14 protein-coding genes are annotated in these 14,165 nt (G+C 75.2%); 8 read left to right on the top strand and 6 right to left on the bottom strand.

Annotated features, from left to right (window positions below):
• Window positions 1–87 precede the first annotated feature (87 nt).
• The gene (locus tag KMS84_RS16270; protein WP_256916931.1) at window positions 88–690 is read left to right on the top strand and encodes a sugar O-acetyltransferase; all 603 of its coding nucleotides are present in this window, start codon (window positions 88–90) and stop codon (window positions 688–690) included.
• Window positions 691–847: 157 nt separating this feature from the next.
• Here the strand turns inward: KMS84_RS16270 and KMS84_RS16265 are convergent, their stop codons facing one another.
• Window positions 848–1,090, bottom strand: coding sequence for a DUF5302 domain-containing protein (locus KMS84_RS16265; RefSeq protein WP_256916930.1), 243 nt, complete (start codon window positions 1,088–1,090; stop codon window positions 848–850).
• Window positions 1,091–1,255: 165 nt separating this feature from the next.
• Between KMS84_RS16265 and KMS84_RS16260 the strand changes: the two genes are divergently transcribed.
• From KMS84_RS16260 to KMS84_RS16240, 5 genes are all read left to right on the top strand, one after another.
• Window positions 1,256–1,762: a hypothetical protein gene (locus KMS84_RS16260; protein ID WP_256916929.1), complete on the top strand. Its 507-nt coding sequence runs from the start codon at window positions 1,256–1,258 to the stop codon at window positions 1,760–1,762.
• Window positions 1,763–2,008: 246 nt separating this feature from the next.
• On the top strand, window positions 2,009–2,359 hold the full coding sequence (locus KMS84_RS16255; protein WP_256916928.1) for an STAS domain-containing protein: 351 nt from the start codon (window positions 2,009–2,011) through the stop codon (window positions 2,357–2,359).
• A gap of 207 nt (window positions 2,360–2,566) precedes the next feature.
• Window positions 2,567–4,327, top strand: a complete 1,761-nt coding sequence (locus KMS84_RS16250) for a bifunctional phosphatase PAP2/diacylglycerol kinase family protein (RefSeq protein WP_256916972.1) — start codon at window positions 2,567–2,569, stop codon at window positions 4,325–4,327.
• 1 nt (window position 4,328) lies between these two features.
• The gene (locus KMS84_RS16245) at window positions 4,329–5,282 is read left to right on the top strand and encodes a YihY/virulence factor BrkB family protein (protein WP_256916927.1); all 954 of its coding nucleotides are present in this window, start codon (window positions 4,329–4,331) and stop codon (window positions 5,280–5,282) included.
• Complete coding sequence (locus tag KMS84_RS16240; protein ID WP_256916926.1) at window positions 5,283–6,053, top strand: phosphatase PAP2 family protein; 771 nt, start codon at window positions 5,283–5,285, stop codon at window positions 6,051–6,053.
• Between the two features lie 250 nt (window positions 6,054–6,303).
• On the opposite strand, the gene KMS84_RS16235 is transcribed toward KMS84_RS16240, so the two are convergent.
• The 5 genes from KMS84_RS16235 to KMS84_RS16215 form a co-directional block, all read right to left on the bottom strand.
• Window positions 6,304–7,857: an FAD-dependent oxidoreductase gene (locus tag KMS84_RS16235; protein ID WP_256916925.1), complete on the bottom strand. Its 1,554-nt coding sequence runs from the start codon at window positions 7,855–7,857 to the stop codon at window positions 6,304–6,306.
• A complete protein-coding gene (locus KMS84_RS16230; protein ID WP_256916924.1) occupies window positions 7,854–8,585 on the bottom strand; it encodes a class I SAM-dependent methyltransferase in 732 nt (243 codons plus the stop codon). Before KMS84_RS16230 ends, KMS84_RS16235 begins: the two co-directional genes overlap by 4 nt.
• A gap of 56 nt (window positions 8,586–8,641) precedes the next feature.
• Window positions 8,642–9,838 (bottom strand): lycopene cyclase family protein, encoded by a 1,197-nt coding sequence (locus KMS84_RS16225; protein ID WP_256916922.1) that lies wholly within the window; start codon window positions 9,836–9,838, stop codon window positions 8,642–8,644.
• 172 nt (window positions 9,839–10,010) lie between these two features.
• Window positions 10,011–10,436, bottom strand: a complete 426-nt coding sequence (locus tag KMS84_RS16220; RefSeq protein WP_256916921.1) for a hypothetical protein — start codon at window positions 10,434–10,436, stop codon at window positions 10,011–10,013.
• Window positions 10,437–10,763: 327 nt separating this feature from the next.
• Window positions 10,764–11,390, bottom strand: a complete 627-nt coding sequence (locus KMS84_RS16215) for a sigma-70 family RNA polymerase sigma factor (protein WP_256916920.1) — start codon at window positions 11,388–11,390, stop codon at window positions 10,764–10,766.
• 337 nt (window positions 11,391–11,727) lie between these two features.
• Between KMS84_RS16215 and KMS84_RS16210 the strand changes: the two genes are divergently transcribed.
• Window positions 11,728–13,077 carry a polyprenyl synthetase family protein gene (locus KMS84_RS16210; RefSeq protein WP_256916919.1) on the top strand — a complete coding sequence of 450 codons (1,350 nt, stop codon included), beginning with the start codon at window positions 11,728–11,730 and terminating at the stop codon, window positions 13,075–13,077.
• Window positions 13,074–14,165 (top strand): phytoene desaturase family protein (crtI, locus tag KMS84_RS16205; RefSeq protein ID WP_256916918.1); only part of this gene is annotated, 1,092 nt, incomplete at its 3' end. The genes KMS84_RS16210 and crtI, both read left to right, overlap by 4 nt.

Raw genomic sequence — 14,165 nt, 5'->3', positions numbered from 1 at the left:
TTCGGACGCGCGGTCGCGCAGGGCGCGTCGGGGCCGGGGGCGCGTCGGGCCGGTGCCCGAGGAATCCGAGTGAGGGAGCACTCCGCTGTGACGGACACGCACGAGGAAGAAGTCCTGGCCCGCATCGCCAAGGGGCTCGTCTACACCGAGTCGGAGGCGGCCTTCCAGGCTCCCCGCCGGCGCACGGACCAGATCTTCGAGTACAACCGGACGCCGCCGGGCGAAGAGGACAAGCGCCGTTCGCTGCTCGTCGCGATCTTCGGCTCGATCGGCGAACGCACGGTGCTGCTGCCGCCGTTCCACGCCGGGTTCGGCAGCAACGTCCACATCGGCGACGACTTCTTCGGCAACGTGAACCTGACGTTCGTCGACGACGTCGACATCCGCATAGGCGACGGCGTCATGATCGCCCCCAGCGTCACGCTGACCACCACGGGCCACCCCGTGCACCCCTCGCGCCGCGACGACTTCGGGCGGTTCTCCGAACCCGTCGTGATCGAGGACAAGGTGTGGATCGGCAGCAACGCGGTGATCCTGCCCGGCGTGCGCATCGGCTACGGGTCGGTCATCGGCGCCGGCAGCGTCGTCAGCCGGAGCATCCCCCCGATGAGCGTCGCCGTCGGCACACCGTGCCGGGTGGTCCGCGCGATCACCGACGAGGACCTCACGACGCGCACGGCCGACTCCTAGCCGTTCGTCACGGCTCGGCCCGGCGGGCGGGCCGGCAGGCGGCCGGGAGACCCCGGCGCGCCCGCCCGGCCGCCGGACGAGTGCCGCCGTCCTCACCCGAGTTCACCTGACAGGGGCGCGGCCGGGTTCGTGTGCCAGGGGGGCCCACCCCCGGAACTCAGCCGCCGCTCTTGCGTCGGAACGACCGCTGGCTCGCCGCCGGGCCGTGCGCCCCGTGGATCTTCGAGGTGCCGGCGTTCCCCGCGGCGTCGCCGGCGTCGGCCTGCACGCCGCGCTTGCGGGCCAGAGCCTCACGGAACTTGCGCTTCAAGTCGTTCTGACCGTCGTCGTCGGGAGAGAGGGGACCGCTCTCGCCGTCGACCGGCTCCGAGCCTTCGGGCGATGCAGACTCTGCGGCCATGGTGACCTCCTGGCACTGGGCAGTGGAGAGCACAGCTTGTCATGCCGGGCGCCGCGCGGGAGGAGGCGTCCGGGCCGGGAGGCGTCCGAACGGACCGTTTGCGCGAAGGAGGCGCGAATGAGGTACGCGGTTCGGGGGCAGCCGCGAGGGATGCAGGGAAACCAGATGTACGTCACGAGCAACGCACACGGTCGGCCTGTACGCGAGGACGCCGCACAGGAACGGCACGAGGGAAGGCACCGGCGCACCGGACGACGAGGGGGCCGGTGGCACCGGCGGCTCCTGGCCTACCGAGGGGTCGAACTGCTGCCCTCCACGGCTCCGGCGGGGACGGGCGAGGAGTGCCTCCTGCTGGTTCACATCCGCAAAGTCGTCGGGCAGGTGACCTATCGGGCCTGCGACGAGTGCGCCGAGGGCGTGATCACGGACGTCGTTCTCGACGAGCCGTTCCGCGACTGCGGGCTCGGCACCCGCGCCCTGTCGCACCTGCGGTCCCGTCATCCCGGCGTCACCTGGCGCACCACGCTGGAGACCCGTCTCACCCGCGGTCTGCTGCGCCGCATGCGCATTCCGCGGATCCCCCCGGCCGCCGTGCGGGGCAGCTGCTCGCACCTGCGAACCTCCGTGGCCGCCCCCGAAACCGCTCCCGCAGGCGGCCCCGGTCGTCGGTGACCCGGTTCGCGGCCGGCCGCCGGGGCGGCCTGTCGGAGCGCGGCGGTCTGTGCGACGCTGCAAGGACAACCAGCCTGGTCTGGTAGGAGACCCCGCGCCGCTCTCAGAGGTCACAGCGTGACCGGGACGCGGTACGGGTTGTCTTGCTCGGCTGCGTGCGCGCCCACTGCGCACGCTCGACGCCCTCGCCTCGCAGGGCGTGATGGGCTCGACCCCGACAGGGGGCGGACCGTGAACGTCCTCGCCGTGACGACGACACAGCACCATCCCACCCACACCGTGATCACCGTCGCCGGAGACATGGATCTACAGACCCACCCGGAACTCGCCCAGGCCGCGTCCCTCGTCCCGGCGCACTGCACGACGCTGGAGATGGACCTCTCGGGCGTGGCGTTCATGGACTCCAGCGGCCTGAACCTCCTTCTGCTGCTGCGCCGGCGCGTCCGGGCCCAGGGCGGTCGCCTCACCGTCACCGGGCTGCGCCACCAGCCGCGGCACCTGCTCGTCCTGACGGGGACCCACCGGCTGCTGACCGCCGACCCGGCCGGGCACCGCCGGCCGCCTGCGCCCCGCGGCCCGCGCGGCTCCCGCGGCTGACCTCGACGCCCGGCGCGGGCTCGCCCTGCCTCCCTTCCCCTCCCCTCGGCCGGGGGGGGCCGCCTCGCCGGTGTGCGGCCCCGATCGGCGCGCCGATCAGTCGTCCACCTGTGACAGGTCTGCGCGCGCACTTCAGGGGCAGACGGTGGATCGGCCGCAACGTCCGCGGCCGACACCGCCGTACGGCGCCGACCCGTGGGAGACATGATGCCGACCGCTGCACCGGAGAGACCGGCCGAACTGCCCGGCGAGAGACCGGGAACCGCCCGGCCCGGCCGCTCGTTCGCGCTGCCCCGCGGCCTGGGACGAACCGCCGCACGCATCGGGGCGCTGACGGTCTGCCAGGGTGCGCTGATGGTGGGACTCGGCCTGCTGATCACCGGGCCCGCCCGCGGAGCGTGGCCGATCACGGTCGAGGACGACGTCAACGAGGGGTTCGAACGGGCCCGGACCGGCACCCTCACGAGGCTGTCGTACCTCGGGTCGGAAGCCGGTGACACGCTCACGGTGATCACCGTCACCGTCCTGGTGTGCGCGGGCCTGATCCTGATACCCCGGTTGCCGATGTGGCGTCAGGCCTCCTTCCTCGCCGTCGCCGTGTCGCTCCAGTCACTGGTGTTCCTCGTCATCACCGAGTCGGTGGACCGGCATCGCCCCGAGGTGCACCGCCTGGACCCCTCCCCGCCCACCTCCAGCTACACCTCCGGCCACACCGGGGCGGCCACCGCGCTCTACGGCGGGCTGGCCGTGCTCGCGCTGTCCCGGCTCCGCGGGCCCTGGCGGCGCGTCGTGGGCGGTCTGCTGCTCCTCGTGCCGGTCGTGGTGGCCGTCGCCCGCCTCTACCGGGGCATGCACCACCCCACGGACGTCATGGGCGGGCTGGCCAACGGCAGTCTCTCCCTGCTGATCGTGGGCCGTGCCCTGTTCACCGACACCACCGTCACCGCTCCGGTCGAGGCGAGCCCCGCGCCGTCCGCCGTGACCGCGGAGACGGCCGCGGGCGGCACACCGGACCGCGGTCGCACCGCGGTGATCTTCAACCCCACGGTGACCGGGGAAGCGGACCGCGAGGCGCTGCGGGAAGTCCTGGAACGCCACGGTCACCACGCGCCGGAGTTCATCGAGACCACGGCGCAGGACCCGGGCACGGGTCAGACGGCGGCGGCGATCCGCGACGGCGCCCGCCTGGTCGTGGTCTGCGGCGGCGACGGCACCCTGCGGGCGTCCGCGGACGCCCTGGCCGGCAGCGACGTGCCGCTGGCCCTCGTGCCCTGCGGCACCGGGAACCTGCTGGCCCGCAACCTCGGTCTGCCCCTGTCCCCCACCGCCGCGCTCGACGCCGCCCTGCGTGGCACTCCGCACCGCATCGACCTCGGCCGCATCGAGGGCGACGATCTCGCCGCCACCCACTTCGCCGCCATGTCCGGGGCCGGACTGGACGCCGCGATCATGGAACAGACCGACGACCGCGCCAAGTCGGTCCTGGGCTGGCCCGCCTACGTCCTGGCCGGCGTCGGCGCCCTGCGCACACCGCGGATGCGCCTGACCGTCCGGCTCGACGGCGCACCCGAACTGCACCGCACGGCCCGCATGGTGCTCATCGGCAACGTCGGCACCGTGCAGGGCGGCACCACGCTGCTGCCCGCCGCCCGCCCGGACGACGGCCGCCTCGACCTGTTGATCCTCGACCCGCGCGGGGTGGGCGGCTGGCTGCGTGCGCTGGCGACGCTGCTGCGCGGCGGCCGCAAGCCGCCCCGGCCGTCGGCGGTGGACACCGTCACGGCACGCGGCGAGGGCGACGACAGGGCCGTGCCGGTGGAGTTCTTCACGTTCCGGCGGGCCGAACTGGCCTTCGACTCCCCGCAGTCCCGCGAGCTCGACGGCGACCCGGTGACGCCCGGCCGCCTGCTGACCGCCGAGGTGCGGCCGGGTGCGCTGACCGTGCTGCTGCCGACGGGGGGCGCGTGACATGGGTACGGCGACCAAGGTCCCCGAGACGCGGGACATGACCGGCGACGAACTGTCCGCCGACGAGGCGCTGATGTCGCTGCGCCGCTACGGCAGCTGGGCCCTGCTGCGCGACTCCTTCGTCCGCTTCCGGTACGCCGACGGCTTCACCCACTCCCGGGCGCTCGCCCTCCAGACGGTCCTGTCGGTGATACCGCTGGCCATCGCGTTCGTCGGCCTGTCGACCACCCTGCACACCGAGAACATCGGCCGGATCGCGGAACTGACGATCCACCGGATGGCCGAGGGGCCCAGCGCCGACGTGGTCGACGACGCGCTCGACCGCAGCCGGCACACGGCGGGCGACGGCGCGCAGGTCGCCCTCTGGTTCGGCCTGCTCTTCTCCCTGGTCAACACCACCACGGCGATGTGCCAGGTGGAGCGCGGCGCCAACCGGATCTACGGCAACGAGCGCGACCGCCCCTTCCGGCAGAAGTACCTGCGCGGCCTGGTGATGTCCGTCTGCGCCGGGCTGCCGCTCGGACTGGGGTTCATCGTCATGGTGGCCGGCGGCGACCTGGCCTCCGCGGCGGTGAGCGTCTACCGGCTCGACGGCGGAGCCCAGACGGCCTGGGAGGTGCTGCGCTGGCCCTCCGGGCTGCTGCTCGCGCTCATCTCGGCGAGCGTGATCTTCCGCCGCTCGCCGCGCCGCAAGCAGCCCGGGTACACCTGGCTGGCCTTCGGGGCCGCCGTGTACCTGGTGCTGTGGACGGCGCTGACCTGGCTGCTGAGTCTCTACCTGGGGATCAGCGGCTCCTTCGACACGGTCTACGGCCCGCTCAGCGCCTTCATGTCGCTGCTGCTGTGGGCCTACCTGACCTCCATCGCCCTCTTCCTCGGACTGGCGTTCGCCGCGCAGCTGGAGGCCGCGCGGGCCCAGCGGTCCGAGCCGATCGAACCCGATCCTGGAGTCTGAATGGTTGTGCGAGCCGCGGCCCGGCGTCTTCGAGACCATCGTCGCCGGACGGCCGACCGCAGATTCGGCGCCCGGCTGCTGGGAGCCGCAGTCGTCGCCGCCGTCGCCGCGGTGCCCTTCGCGCTGCTGCTCGTCCTCGTCGAGGGCCGGTGGCGGCCGCTGCGCCGCCTGGACTCGGGCGCCGCCGAGCGACTGCACCAGACGGCCGTGGCCCACCCGGCGTGGACCGCCGTCCTGCGCTTCCTGTCGGACTGGGTCTGGGACCCGGCCGTCCTGCGGACGGTGGTCGCCCTGCTCACGCTCTGGCTGCTGTACCGCAGGGCGTGGCGGCTGGCCGCCTGGTCCGCCGTGACGGCGGTGGCCGGCGGGCTGATCGGCCTCCTGGTCAAGACGGTGGTCGAGCGGGCCAGGCCGTCCCTGGAGGATCCGGTCGCGCACGCGCCGGGTTTCTCCTTCCCGTCGGGTCACGCGATGACGGCCACCACGTCGTTCGCCGTCCTGCTGCTGGTGCTGCTGCCGCTGGCGCCGCGCGCCTGGCGGCCCGCGTGCTGGTGCGTCGCGGTGGTGTCGGTGGTCGGCGTCGGCTTCACCCGGGTCGCGCTCGGCGTGCACTGGTTCAGCGACGTGGTGGGCGGCTGGCTGCTCGGCCTGGCCGTCGTCACCCTCACCGCCTGGGCCTTCGAGGCGTGGCGCGCCGAGGCCGGCCGGGGCCACGCCGAGGTGAGCGAGGGGCTGGAGCCCGAACTCGTCGACGCCCACCCCGAGCCGTGACCGCCGGGCCCGGCCGGACGGACGGACCGGAGCGCCCCGGAGCGGCGTCGGAGATCCCGGCGACCGCCCGGGCGAGGGCCGAGCGGTGAACGGGTGGATCGTCGTCGTCGTGATCGCGATCGTCCCGTTGGCGGCCTTCCGCCTGTGGGCGCAGTCGGAGAGCGCACGCGACTTCTGGCGGCGCCGACGGCGGGGACGGTAGCGGGAGCGGGCCGGGGCGGCGTTCAGGAGCGTGGTACGGGCTCCGGGGTCAGCCGAGTCGTGCGAGGCCGCGCAGGGCCGCGCTGCGGCCGCGGTCCGGCACCGTCCACAGGGTCTGGCCCCTGACTCCCCAGCGTTCCAGGAGCGCGTTGGCCGCGAGGAAGCCGCTCGTGGCGGCGCGTTCCATCAGGGCCACGGGCAGGTCGGTGCGCACGAGGTCGCCGGCCACCACCAGCCCGGGGTGGGAGGTGCGCACGGTCGGCCGGTCGCGGTATCCGCCGACCGGGAACAGCGGGCAGTCGGCCCGCCACTCGTGCCGTGCGTCGACCACCGTCGCCGCCCGCGTCTCGGGGTACACCCGGTGCAGTTGCTCCATCAGGCGTTTCTGCTCGACGTCGTGGACGGCGTGCTCGGGCAGGGCGTAGGCGTGCAGCTCGACGACCGAGCCCGCGGTGCGCGCGGCCCAGCGGGCCGCCTCCCCTTCCCAGCGCTCCAGCACGCTGACGTTGTCGAGGGTGCCGTAGCCGCTGGTGCCCAGGAAGCCGGGCCGGTCGGCGGCGACCGGCCGGTCCAGCCACAGGCGTGAGACGAGGAACGGCGGGGCGGCGCGCAGCCGCGAGATCCGCTCCCGCCAGGCGGCGTCCCCCAGGCGGGGGGAGCGTGCGACGAGGGAGCCGAGACCCGCCGTGTCCAGGGCGAGGACGACCGTGTCGTGGTGCTGTTCCGCCGTGTCCGTCGCGACGACGAAACCGCCGTCCGCGGCCGGTTCGACGGCGTCGACGCGCACGCCGGTGCGCAGGTCGACGCCGTGGCCGTCCAGGTAGCCGGCGAGGGGGTCCCACAGGGCGGTCGGGAACGGTTCGTCGGGCACGTCGAAGAGCAGGCCCTCCGCGGAACCGAGGAAGTAGATGTGGAACATCAGCACCATCTCGGCGGCCGACAGCCGGCGCGGGTCGGCGAAGAAGCTCCGCGAGAACACCTCGAACGCGAGGTGGTGGGCGGCCTGCGGGAAGCGGATCGCGTGGAGGAAGTCGTACGCGCTGACGCCGTCGAGCCGCTCGTAGACCTCCGGGACGCGGACGTCCAGCAGGGGCAGCGCGGCGACGGGGTTCATGCGGACCAGGTCGCGCAGGGTGAAGGTGGGACTCAGGGCCACGAAGCCGAGGGCGCTCCACGGCGGGGTGCGCGGGACGTGCCGGAAGCTGTCCCGCACGCCGCTGCCGTGCCGCAGCGGGTAGTCGGGCAGCGCGCGCAGACGGGTGAGCCCCGGATCGGTGCGCCGCAGCAGGCCGCGCAGGTTGTAGTACTGACGGAAGAACGCGTGGAAGCCGCGGCTCATGGTGACGGCGCTGCCGTCGGAGAGAACGGTCGGCAGGCCGGACAGCCGTCCGCCCAGGGCGGGTTCGCGCTCGTAGAGCGTGACCCGCACGCCCTTCTCGGCCAGGCCCGTGGCGGCCGCGAGGCCGGCGATGCCGCCGCCGACGACCGCCGCCGTCGGGGGCCGGTCGCCCGTGACGCGCGGTGCGCCCGGGGTGGGCAGGAGGGTGCGGGCGCGCCGGTCCCGGCCGCGCCGCGCGGCGTCCGGTCGCCGGGTGCGGGTCATCGGCCGTCCTCCGCGCTCGGGCCCGGGCGGCGGGCGACGACGGTGTGGGTGATGCCGGTCTGCCAGCCGGGCAGGGGCAGCGCCCTGACGTCCCGGAATCCCGCGGCGCCCACCCGGGCGGTGAAGCGGTCGGCCGTGTCGAAGTCCACGACGCTGCGCCACAGGTGGCGGTACAGGTCGCCGTCTCCCAGCAGCGTGGCCACGGGCAGCACGAGGCCGCGGCACACTCCCGTCCACAGCGCGCGGTGGACCGCCCTGCCGCTCAGCGTGTACTCGTGCACCGCGAGCCGGCCGTGCGGGGCGAGCACGTCGCGCACCGCGCGCAGCACCGCGTCGGGGTCGGTGACGTTGCGGAAGAGGTAGGCGGCGAAGACCGCGTCGAACGGGCCGCGCACGCCCGCCTGCGCGAGCCCCTCGGCGGGGGCCCGCACGAAGGTCACCCCGTCCCGCCACGGTTTGCGCGCGGCCCGCTCCAGCATGCCGGCGGAGGCGTCGACCGCGGTGATCTCGGCGCCGGGCAGGACCGCGGCGAGGGCGGCCGTGGAGGCGCCCGTGCCGCAGCCGAGGTCCAGCACCCGCAGCCCGGCCCCGCCGTCGGGCAGCCCGAGGCGGCGCGCGGAGCGGCGCAGTTGGCCGTGGTAGCCGGGGTTGGCGGCGACCAGGGTGTCGTAGCTGCGAGAAGCGTGGTCGAACGCGGCGGCCAGGTCCTCGTCGCGCAGCAGGGTCATGCGGTCTCCTTCGGGTGGTCTCGTGTCTCGTGGGCCCGCCGTGTGCCCGGTGCCGCTCACCGGTCGGGGGCGGGCGGCCTGCGGGCGAGCCAGGGCAGCTCGGCCGCGCTGCGCAGCATGGGCAGGACGGGGGTGCGGACGCCGACGGAGAGGTCCTCGTGCAGCCGGGCCCCGCCGTCGAGGAAGCGCAGCAGCCGTTCCATCGGCACCTGGGCGAAGAGCCGTTCGAAGAAGGCGGCGCCGTCGACGCGGCCGGTGTCCAGCGCCCGCAGCATCACCGCGTCCATGGCCCGCGAGCGCGCCGTGTGGGCCGGCGGCGGCAGGGGGTCGCGGTCCGCGTGCAGGGCGTCGGCGACGGCACGGGCCTGGCGCTGGACGGCGGAGAAGGTGTAGCCGGTGGACGGGCGGGTGGCGCCTCCCGCGGCGCCGATGCGGAAGACGGAAGGGGACGGCCGTCGCACGAACCGGGCGTCGGTCATCGGGATCACGCCGGTCTCGGTCGCGGTGACCTCGAAGTCTTCGAGGCGCAGCACGTCGTGGGTGTAGCGGCGCAGCTCGTCCTCGTACGCCTCGCGCGACAGGACGGCGTCGGAGAACCGGGTGTACTCGACGAGGGCCTCGTGCCGTCCGGTGGGCAGGACGTAGCCGAAGGCGAGGCCCCGGGACGGTTGCGGCACCCTGAAGTCCATGAGGTCCACCGTCGCGGGTTCGAAGACCGGCCGCGCGGTGCGGACGAACCAGCCGCGGAAGTGCTGGAGGAGGGTGGTGCGGGCCGCGGGCAGCCGGGCGAGGGGCCGGGAGTCGAAGACCCAGCGGGCGCGTACCGCCACCGGCCGGCCGTCGGGGGCGCGGGCGTGGACGTCGGCTCCGTCAGCGCCGGCGTCCACCCTCTCGACGGTCGCCTCCAGCCGCGTGACGTCGTCGCACCGGTCCAGGTCCCGGGCGACGAGGCGCTCGAAGTCGTCGGAGCGCAGCATCTTGTAGCGCAGGGGGGCGATGTCGTCCTCGATGCGCCGTCCGGCGCCGCCGTGCACCCGGAGCCTGCGCCACTCGGCGGTCAGGGCGGCGTCGTACGGGCCGGCCCCGGGCTCCCAGAAGCACCAGGTCCGGCTCGGCGGCCGCAGCGGGCCGGGCGGCGCGTCCACCAGGACGGCGGACACGCGCCGGGAGCCCGGGGCGGTCTGCGCGAGCCGGTGGACGAGGGAGAGTCCCGCCGCTCCCGCGCCCAGGACGGCCACCTCGGCGTGCAGCACTGGCCGCTCCCTTCCCCTGTCCCACGTGTGTCGCACCGGCGGCGCGGGCAGCCGGTGGTCTGTCGGAAGCATTCCCCCCGCGGGCCCTCTCCGGATGCAGGCCGTGCCGGGCCGCTCGGCCGTCCGGGGGTGGCGTGGCCCACTCTCGCCCGATCACTCCCGGCGGTCGCCGTCAGCGGTCGGTCTCGCGGGGCCGGTGGGGACGGAGCCGGGCCGGCAGGCGGACAAGGCCGCGGGCGAGGGCGTGGGCGAGGGCCCGTGCCGCCGCGGCCGCGCGGCGCAGGACGCGGAGGGCCGCGCGCCGTGGGGCAGGGGCGGGCGGCGGAGGGAGCGGCGGCGGTGTCCTGGGCGCGTCCTCGTCGAGGTGGGAGCGGACCGCCGTCCACACGTGCGCGGGAGGCGGCTGGAGGACTTCACCCGGGCGGGTGAGGCGGCCCGCGGCCGCCGCGCGTTCGTACAGGGCCAGCCGTTCGCGGCACGCACCGCACTGACGGAGATGGCGGGCGGCCTCCGCGTCCCACGGCGCCCGGCTGCCGTCGAGGGCGCGCGAGACCAGCTCGGCGTGGGGGATGTGGGGCAGTGCCGGCCGCTCGGCCACGCCGTCCTCCTGACGTCCGCACGGTCCGTTGCGCGAGCCCCGCACTCGACGGGCGCGACCCCCGCAGCGGGCGGAGCCCCCTGCGACGGCTCCACGCGCACCACTACGGGCACAGCGGCGACCGCGGATGCACCGTCCGCACGAAACCCGCCGCCGACCAGCGGTCGCGAGGGGCGGGAAAGCCCGGGATGCCCCTGAGGGCCGGGAGGCCCTGGGAGCCCGGGAGGGCCGGATCGGATCGGGCGCGGATCGATCCGGATCGGGTGTGGACCCCGCGGATCGGCCCCTGAACGAACGCTCTCACTATCGCATCGTTTTTGCGTCGTATCACTCTCCGCGGTCGCCGACGCCCTCTTCCTGGAGGCAGCGGCCGAGCCGGTGCAGCCCGCGCCGGGCATGGCTCTTCACCGTGCCGAGGGGCCAGCCGGTGAGGTCGGCGATCTGCGGCTGCGTCAGGTCGTCGTAGAAGGCGAGGGTCAGCACGCGGCGTTGCGCGGCGGGGAGCCTGGCGAGTTCGCGGCCGATCAGGACACGGTCGAGGACGGCGTCCGGCTGTGCGTCGCCGTCGACGTGCCCGACGGACATGCGGGCGCCGGCCGCGGCCACGAGTTCGGCCCGCCGGGTCCGGGCCGCCAGGGCGTCGGCGATCTTCCGGCGGGTGATGCCGACCAGCCACGCGCTCAGCGTGCCGCGTTCGGGGGTGAACCCCGCCCGCCCCCGCCAAGCGGCCAGGAAGACGGTCTGGGTGACGTCCTCCGCCTCGCGCGCGTCGCCCAGCGACCGCCGTCCGAGCGTGTGGACGAGCGCGCCCCACCGGTGGTAGGCGGCGACGAGACAGGCCTCGTCGCCGGCCGCGAACCCGGCGGCGAGCTCCTCGTCGGCCAGGGAGTCCTCGGCCGGAGCCCACAGCGGCGTGCTGTCGACGGTCTGCTCGGTGACTTGGCGTGCAGTCATGATGCTGCTCCTCGTGCGGGCGGTGACCGTGCCGTCTCCAGGTGCGGGGGGCGGGGTCGGGTCTGCGGGGGCGGCCCCCGCGTGCCGTGTTCGCGGTCGCCGACGGCGACCGCCACTCCCCCACCATGCGAAGCACATCGACGCACGGACAAGTTGCATCGCCTTTGCGTCGTTTCTCGCGCGTCCCCGCTCCGGGGCGGGTGGCGCCTCCCGCGCGCATCGGACCCGCCCGCCGGGATCGCTCACACGTTTCTCCCCCGATGGCGCATCCGGGGACGGCCCCGTCGCGGAAGGCATTACGTCAGACACCCAGACGAGCGCGGCGAGAGGAACCGGGATGCGTCCCACCGAGGCGAAGGATCTTCCTGTGGCACAGAAAGCGCCGGACCCTCGCGCCGTGCGGCCCGTCGGCGGGTTTCCCCTGCTCGCGGACGGGCTGCCCGCCCCGGGCGCACCCGCGGAGCCGCCCCTGCCCGTGCGACTGCGGCTGGACGACGACGCGCTGGAGGCCGTCGACCGCGATGTGCCCGCGGCCGTGGGCCGTCTTCTGCTGGACCTCCTGAACGAGCGCGTGGAACGGGCCGCCGTCCTCGACCCGGTGTTCGGGCACGACCTCGCCGAACGCGTCGCGGCCTTCACCCTGGAGGGAGGCAAGCGCATGCGGTCGCGCTTCGTGTGGTGGGCGCTGCGGGCCTGCGGCGGCGGCCCGGCCGAAGCGGAGGCCGCCCTGCGGGTCGGCGCCGCCCTCGAACTGATCCAGACCTGCGCCCTGGTCCACGACGACGTCATGGACGGCTCGCCGCTGCGCCGCGGCCGGCCCGTCCTGCACGCGGACGTCGCCGCCCAGTACGCGGGCGCCGTGTCGCACGACGGCGGCCGGCGGTTCGGCGAGGCCGCGGCGATCCTGGCCGGCGACCTCGCCCTGGCCTGGGCGGACGACACGGTCGCCGCCCTGGAGGTGGACGCGGACGCCGGGCGCAGGGTGCGCGACCTGTGGAGCTCGATGCGCACCGAGATGGTGGCCGGCCAGTACCTGGACCTCCAGGGCCAGGTCACCTCCTCGGCGTCCCTGGCCCGTGCCGTGCGCGCCGCCTGCCTCAAGAGCGCGCTGTACTCGGTGGAACGTCCGCTGGCCCTGGGAGCCGCCCTCGCGGGCGCGGACAGCGCGCGCACCGCCGCCCTGTGCTCGGCCGGCCGCTGCGTCGGCATCGCCTTCCAGCTGCGCGACGACCTCACCGACGTGTTCGGCGACCCCTCGCGCACCGGCAAGCCCACGGGCGGCGACATCCGCGCGGGAAAGCCCACGTATCTGGCGGCGGTGGCCCGGGCCCGGGCGGAGGCCGCGGGCGACCGTCGGGCGCTGGCGGTGCTGGGTCGCTCGCTGGGCCGCGCCGACCTTCCCGACAGCCGTCTCGGCGAGGTCCGTGACGTGCTGGTGGCCACGGGCGCGCGGGACGTCGTCGAGGCGAAGATCGACCGGCTGGTCGCCCAGGGCATGCGCCATCTGGACTCCGTGCCCCTGGAGCCGCAGGCCCGCAGGCGCCTGCGGGAGCTGCTGCACACGGCGGCCGGCACGGACCCCGGGGTCGGACCCGGGCCAGGAACCGACCCCGGGCCCTGCGGCGCCGACGAGGGCATGCCCGTCTCCGCCCTGCTGACCGTCGGCGCCGAGGGGGTCGTCCGATGACCCGGACCGTCACCGGACCCACGGACCACGTGGTCGTGGTCGGCGCCGGGCTCTCCGGCCTCTCGGCGGCCCTGCACCTGCTGGGCGCGGGCCGCCGCGTCACCCTCGTGGACCGCGACGACCTGCCCGGCGGACGCGCCGGACGGCTGGAGCGCGGCGGCTACCGCATCGACACCGGGCCCACCGTGCTCACCATGCCCGACCTCGCCGACGAGGCGTTCGCCGCGGTCGGCGAGCGCCTGCGCGACCACGTCGACCTCGTCCCCCTGCACCCCGCCTACCAGGCGCGGTTCGCGGACGGCAGCAGCCTCGACGTGCACACCGACGCGGCGGCCATGGAGGCGGAGGTCGAACGCTTCGCCGGCGCGACGGAGGCCGCGGGCTACCGGCGGCTGCGCCGCTGGCTGGAACAGCTGTACCGCGCCCAGATGCGGCGCTTCATCGACGCCAACTTCGACTCGCCCCTGCAACTGCTGACCCCGGATCTGGCCCGTCTGGCCGCCCTCGGCGGCTTCGGCCGGCTGGACGCGGGGATCGGCCGCCACCTGCGCGACGAACGTCTGCGCCGTGTCTTCTCCTTCCAGGCGCTGTACGCCGGAGTCGCCCCGGCGCGGGCTCTCGCCGCCTACGCCGTGATCGCCTACATGGACACCGTGGCCGGCGTGTACTTCCCCCGCGGCGGCATGCACGCCCTGCCGCAGGCCATGGCGGACGTCGCCGCACGGGCCGGCGCGGACCTGCGCCTCGGGCAGACCGTCACCCGGCTCGAACGCTCCGCCGGACGGGTCACCGCCGTCGTCACCGACCGGGACCGCATCCCGTGCGACGCCGTGGTCCTCACCCCGGAGCTGCCGGTCTCCTACGGTCTGCTGGGTCGCACACCGCGGCGCCCGCTGCGCATCCGCCACGCTCCGTCGGCCGTCGTCCTGCACGTCGGCACGGACCGGACATGGCCCGGACTCGGCCACCACACGCTGTCCTTCGGCGGCGCGTGGCGCCGCACGTTCGACGAGCTGACCCGCGACGGCCGCCTGATGAGCGACCCGTCCCTGCTCGTCACCCGCCCCACCGCCACCGACCCCACCCTC

Origin of the sequence: Streptomyces hilarionis, from assembly GCF_024539675.1 — a bacterium.
Taxonomy (GTDB): domain Bacteria; phylum Actinomycetota; class Actinomycetes; order Streptomycetales; family Streptomycetaceae; genus Streptomyces; species Streptomyces hilarionis.
Note: the sequence above shows the minus strand (reverse complement) of the source record. Positions and strands in the feature narration are given on the sequence as shown.